At 51.4% G+C, this 5776-nt stretch carries 2 tRNA genes and 3 rRNA genes; all 5 read left to right on the top strand.

The window, feature by feature from the left end:
• Positions 1-465 precede the first annotated feature (465 nt).
• The 5 genes from MWU61_RS19610 to rrf all read left to right on the top strand — a co-directional run bounded on the left by MWU61_RS19610 (position 466) and on the right by rrf (position 5717).
• Positions 466-1928, top strand: a 16S ribosomal RNA gene (locus tag MWU61_RS19610).
• A gap of 168 nt (positions 1929-2096) precedes the next feature.
• Positions 2097-2172: transfer RNA gene (locus MWU61_RS19605), tRNA-Ala, on the top strand.
• Positions 2173-2175: 3 nt separating this feature from the next.
• Positions 2176-2252, top strand: a tRNA-Ile gene (locus MWU61_RS19600).
• Between the two features lie 381 nt (positions 2253-2633).
• Positions 2634-5473 (top strand): 23S ribosomal RNA (locus MWU61_RS19595).
• 129 nt (positions 5474-5602) lie between these two features.
• Positions 5603-5717 (top strand): 5S ribosomal RNA (rrf, locus tag MWU61_RS19590).
• The 16S, 23S and 5S rRNA genes sit together here with 2 tRNA genes alongside, the layout of an rRNA operon.
• Positions 5718-5776: the final 59 nt, after the last annotated feature.

The following is a 5776-nucleotide window of genomic DNA, read 5'->3' as shown; positions in this document are numbered from 1 at the left end:
TTTTCTTCAAAAAACTGCTTGCGGCTCTCGGGAGGTAACACTAAAAGCCCCCTTACCGGAGACGCAGACAAGCAGACACGGTGCAGCGGACGGAACGAAGCGAAGACGCGGAGTTGCTGAAGTTGGGAAAATTCCGAAGGTACTGATGGCGGGGCGCGCCGAAGAGATTGGGCGCACACTGTTATTTTTGTCTTCAACGCTTTTTGACAATAGAATAGAACTGAAGAGATATGTGGGCGGTTTGGCCTCGTTCGATGGATCAAACGTCTGTATATCGCGCCGGTAGTGAGGGTTATTTATAGCCTGATCGATAATCCGGTGTCAGCTTCACTGTTTGTACGGCTTTCGGTAACTTTGGTTACCAAAGCATATCAAACAGAGAAAACGTCAGATGATACCTTAGCCGGGTCATTTGATGTGATGTGCAGAGGTTCGAACGTCAAGGATAAGCGCGTAAGTGCTTTTCAACTTGAGAGTTTGATCCTGGCTCAGAACGAACGCTGGCGGCACGCCTAACACATGCAAGTCGAGCGCTACCTTCGGGTGGAGCGGCGGACGGGTTAGTAACGCGTGGGAACATACCCTTTTCTACGGAATAGCCTCGGGAAACTGAGAGTAATACCGTATACGCCCTTCGGGGGAAAGATTTATCGGTGAAGGATTGGCCCGCGTTAGATTAGATAGTTGGTGGGGTAATGGCCTACCAAGTCTACGATCTATAGCTGGTTTGAGAGGATGATCAGCAACACTGGGACTGAGACACGGCCCAGACTCCTACGGGAGGCAGCAGTGGGGAATCTTAGACAATGGGCGCAAGCCTGATCTAGCGATGCCGCGTGAGTGACGAAGGCCTTAGGGTCGTAAAGCTCTTTCGCCAGGGATGATAATGACAGTACCTGGTAAAGAAACCCCGGCTAACTCCGTGCCAGCAGCCGCGGTAATACGGAGGGGGTTAGCGTTGTTCGGAATTACTGGGCGTAAAGCGCACGTAGGCGGATCAATAAGTTAGAGGTGAAATCCCAGGGCTCAACCCTGGAACTGCCTTTAATACTGTTGGTCTAGAGTTCGAGAGAGGTAAGTGGAATTCCGAGTGTAGAGGTGAAATTCGTAGATATTCGGAGGAACACCAGTGGCGAAGGCGGCTTACTGGCTCGATACTGACGCTGAGGTGCGAAAGTGTGGGGAGCAAACAGGATTAGATACCCTGGTAGTCCACACCGTAAACGATGAATGCCAGACGTCAGGGGGCTTGCCCTTTGGTGTCACACCTAACGGATTAAGCATTCCGCCTGGGGAGTACGGTCGCAAGATTAAAACTCAAAGGAATTGACGGGGGCCCGCACAAGCGGTGGAGCATGTGGTTTAATTCGAAGCAACGCGCAGAACCTTACCAACCCTTGACATCCTATGACCGCCAGAGAGATCTGGTTTTCCTTTACGGGACATAGTGACAGGTGCTGCATGGCTGTCGTCAGCTCGTGTCGTGAGATGTTCGGTTAAGTCCGGCAACGAGCGCAACCCACATCTTTAGTTGCCAGCAGGTTAAGCTGGGCACTCTAGAGAAACTGCCCGTGATAAGCGGGAGGAAGGTGTGGATGACGTCAAGTCCTCATGGCCCTTACGGGTTGGGCTACACACGTGCTACAATGGCATCTACAGTGAGTTAATCTCCAAAAGATGTCTCAGTTCGGATTGGGGTCTGCAACTCGACCCCATGAAGTCGGAATCGCTAGTAATCGCGTAACAGCATGACGCGGTGAATACGTTCCCGGGCCTTGTACACACCGCCCGTCACACCATGGGAGTTGGTTCTACCCGACGGCCGTGCGCTAACCTTTTGGAGGCAGCGGACCACGGTAGGATCAGCGACTGGGGTGAAGTCGTAACAAGGTAGCCGTAGGGGAACCTGCGGCTGGATCACCTCCTTTCTAAGGATGTTTCTAGTATCGACTTTAAGCTTGCTTATTGTCGTCGTGAAACACTTAGCAGATAGCATTCAAAGCTATCAAAACATTGATGGCCGAGCCGTCCTCATATCTCTTCAGTCAGTGATCATAGGTGATCGGGTTTGCCGGTTGTTTGTGACATTACCTAATGGGGCGTTAGCTCAGCTGGGAGAGCACCTGCTTTGCAAGCAGGGGGTCATCGGTTCGATCCCGATACGCTCCACCAGATGGGTCGGTAGCTCAGGTGGTTAGAGCGCACGCCTGATAAGCGTGAGGTCGGAGGTTCAAGTCCTCCTCGACCCACCATCAACTTCGACACTGACTTCAGTTCTATTGAGAAAAGCATCAATTTGATCGCTAAGCAGTTTTGACTGTTTAGCCGTCCAATTGGACGTTTGAACCTTCGGGTTCAGTGACATCGTTTAGAGAGATACAACATCAGAATAGAGGCAACCCGCGTGAAGGGATTGCCAGACAGGTTGAGATGATCTTCGGATCATTGTTTGAGGCCTCGAAAATCTATTTTGTTCCAAGTCAAGTACACTAACCGGAATGAGAGTAATCTCATTCGAACGGTGTCAGTTGCGAACCAGCGGCTGGCACTGCAATGTATGCATTTTGATTAAGGGCCCTTTTGATTTTACAAAAGGGAGGGCCCACAGGAAAAGCCACGCTTTTTCTGGATCAAATCAAGCGCGAAAAGGGCGTTTGGTGGATGCCTTGGCAGTAAGAGGCGATGAAAGACGTGATACTCTGCGATAAGCCATGGGGAGCTGAGAATAAGCTTTGATCCATGGATTTCTGAATGGGGCAACCCACCTGATACTTTGTTGTTATTATACAGGCTTCGGTCTGTGTGATTATCAATGAGGTTAACCAGGTATTTGTAGACTGAATACATAGGTTTACAAAAGCAAACCCGGGGAACTGAAACATCTAAGTACCCGGAGGAAAGGAAATCAATAGATACTCCCCTAGTAGCGGCGAGCGAACGGGGACCAGCCGAGCCTTGAGTGTGATTAGAATGCGTTGGAATGCGCAACCATAGTGGGTGATAGTCCCGTATAAGAAGCATGATAGGACGTATTAAGTAGGGCGGAACACGTGAAATTCTGTCTGAACATCGGAGGACCACCTTCGAAGGCTAAGTACTCCTTACTGACCGATAGCGAACCAGTACCGTGAGGGAAAGGTGAAAAGCACCCCGACGAGGGGAGTGAAACAGTACCTGAAACCGAACGCCTACAATCAGTTGGAGGGCCCATGCGGCCTGACAGCGTACCTTTTGTATAATGGGTCATCGACTTGGTCTATCTAGCAAGCTTAAGCCGTTAGGTGTAGGCGCAGCGAAAGCGAGTCTTAATAGGGCGCATGAGTTAGATGGATCAGACCCGAAACCGAGTGATCTAGGCATGTCCAGGATGAAGGTTAGGTAACACTAACTGGAGGTCCGAACCCACACCTGTTGAAAAAGGTCGGGATGAGGTGTGCCTAGGGGTGAAAGGCCAATCAAACTCGGAGATAGCTGGTTCTCTGCGAAATCTATTTAGGTAGAGCGTCGGACGAATACCCTCGGGGGTAGAGCACTGGATGGGTAATGGGGACTCACCGTCTTACTGATCCTAACCAAACTCCGAATACCGAGGAGTAATATCCGGCAGACACACAGCGGGTGCTAACGTCCGTTGTGGAGAGGGAAACAACCCTGACCTACGACTAAGGCCCCTAATTCATGGCTAAGTGGGAAAGCAGGTGGGACGACCAAAACAACCAGGAGGTTGGCTTAGAAGCAGCCATCCTTTAAAGATAGCGTAACAGCTCACTGGTCTAAATAAGTTGTCCTGCGGCGAAGATGTAACGGGGCTCAAGCCATGAGCCGAAGTCTAGGATGCACATAGTGCATGGTAGCAGAGCGTAGTGTGACATAGTACCTGACGATATCAGCACCTTTGGGTGTTGTGATCGTTATGGTGCTTTCTGTGAAGCCGGCCTGTGAGGGATCCGGTGGAGAGATCACTAGTGAGAATGATGACATGAGTAGCGACAAAGGGAGTGAGAGACTCCCTCGCCGAAAGTCCAAGGGTTCCTGCTTAAAGCTAATCTGAGCAGGGTAAGCCGACCCCTAAGGCGAGGCCGAAAGGCGTAGTCGATGGGAACCAGGTTAATATTCCTGGGCCAGGAGGATGTGACGGATCTCGAAGATTGTTTCCCCTTATCGGATTGGGGAGGCCGTTGAGAGGTTCCTGGAAATAGCCCTCCATGAGATCGTACCCTAAACCAACACAGGTGGACTGGTAGAGAATACCAAGGCGCTTGAGAGAACCACATTTAAGGAACTCGGCAAAATACCTCCGTAAGTTCGCGAGAAGGAGGCCCGGTGAGAACGCAAGTTTTTGCCGGGGGCACAAACCAGGGGGTGGCGACTGTTTACTAAAAACACAGGGCTCTGCGAAGTCGCAAGACGACGTATAGGGTCTGACGCCTGCCCGGTGCCTGAAGGTTAAAAGGAGGAGTGCAAGCTCCGAATTGAAGCCCAGGTAAACGGCGGCCGTAACTATAACGGTCCTAAGGTAGCGAAATTCCTTGTCGGGTAAGTTCCGACCTGCACGAATGGCGTAACGACTTCCCCGCTGTCTCAAATGTGGACTCAGCGAAATTGAATTGCCTGTCAAGATGCAGGCTCCCCGCGGTTAGACGGAAAGACCCCATGCACCTTTACTATAGCTTCGCATTGGCATCAGACACAGTATGTGCAGGATAGGTGGTAGGCTTTGAAACCGGGACGCTAGTCTCGGTGGAGCCTCCCTTGAGATACCACCCTTATTCTGTTTGATGTCTAACCGCGGTCCGTTATCCGGATCCGGGACCCTGCGTGGTGGGTAGTTTGACTGGGGCGGTCGCCTCCCAAATTGTAACGGAGGCGCGCGAAGGTTGGCTCAGAGCGGTCGGAAATCGCTCGTTGAGTGCAATGGCAGAAGCCAGCCTGACTGCGAGACTGACAAGTCGAGCAGAGTCGAAAGACGGCCATAGTGATCCGGTGGTCCCGAGTGGAAGGGCCATCGCTCAACGGATAAAAGGTACGCTGGGGATAACAGGCTGATGGTGCCCAAGAGTCCATATCGACGGCACCGTTTGGCACCTCGATGTCGGCTCATCTCATCCTGGGGCTGGAGCAGGTCCCAAGGGTACGGCTGTTCGCCGTTTAAAGAGGTACGTGAGCTGGGTTTAGAACGTCGTGAGACAGTTCGGTCCCTATCTTCCGTGGGTGTAGGATACTTGAGAGGAGTTGCCCCTAGTACGAGAGGACCGGGGTGAACGATCCACTGGTGGACCTGTTGTCGTGCCAACGGCAGTGCAGGGTAGCTATGATCGGACAGGATAACCGCTGAAGGCATCTAAGCGGGAAGCCCCCCTCAAAACAAGGTATCCCTGAGGACCGAGGTAGACCACCTCGTCGATAGGCCAGAGATGTAAGCGCAGCAATGCGTTCAGTTGACTGGTACTAATGGTCCGATAGGCTTGATTTGATCCAGTAATAGTCTGACTTTACTGAATTAAAATCATGATACATACACACACAACCATCAGTATATCTGATATGGAACAAGCTGAAATCCCGCATAGGATATCAGCCTGATCGTTGGCTTCTTGTTTGATTTGGTGGTCATAGCGCGAGCAAAACACCCGATCCCATCCCGAACTCGGCAGTTAAGTGCCGCTGCGCTGATGGTACTGCGTCTTAAGGCGTGGGAGAGTAAGTCACTGCCAAATCTAATAAGAAGCCAACCGTATCTCTCGGCGATAAACACAAAAACCTCAAATAAATAAAG

This window comes from Loktanella sp. F6476L, assembly GCF_023015725.1.
Classification (GTDB): Bacteria; Pseudomonadota; Alphaproteobacteria; order Rhodobacterales; family Rhodobacteraceae; genus Yoonia.
The sequence above is the reverse complement of the archived record's forward strand: the minus strand, read 5'-3'. Positions and strand labels throughout refer to the sequence as shown.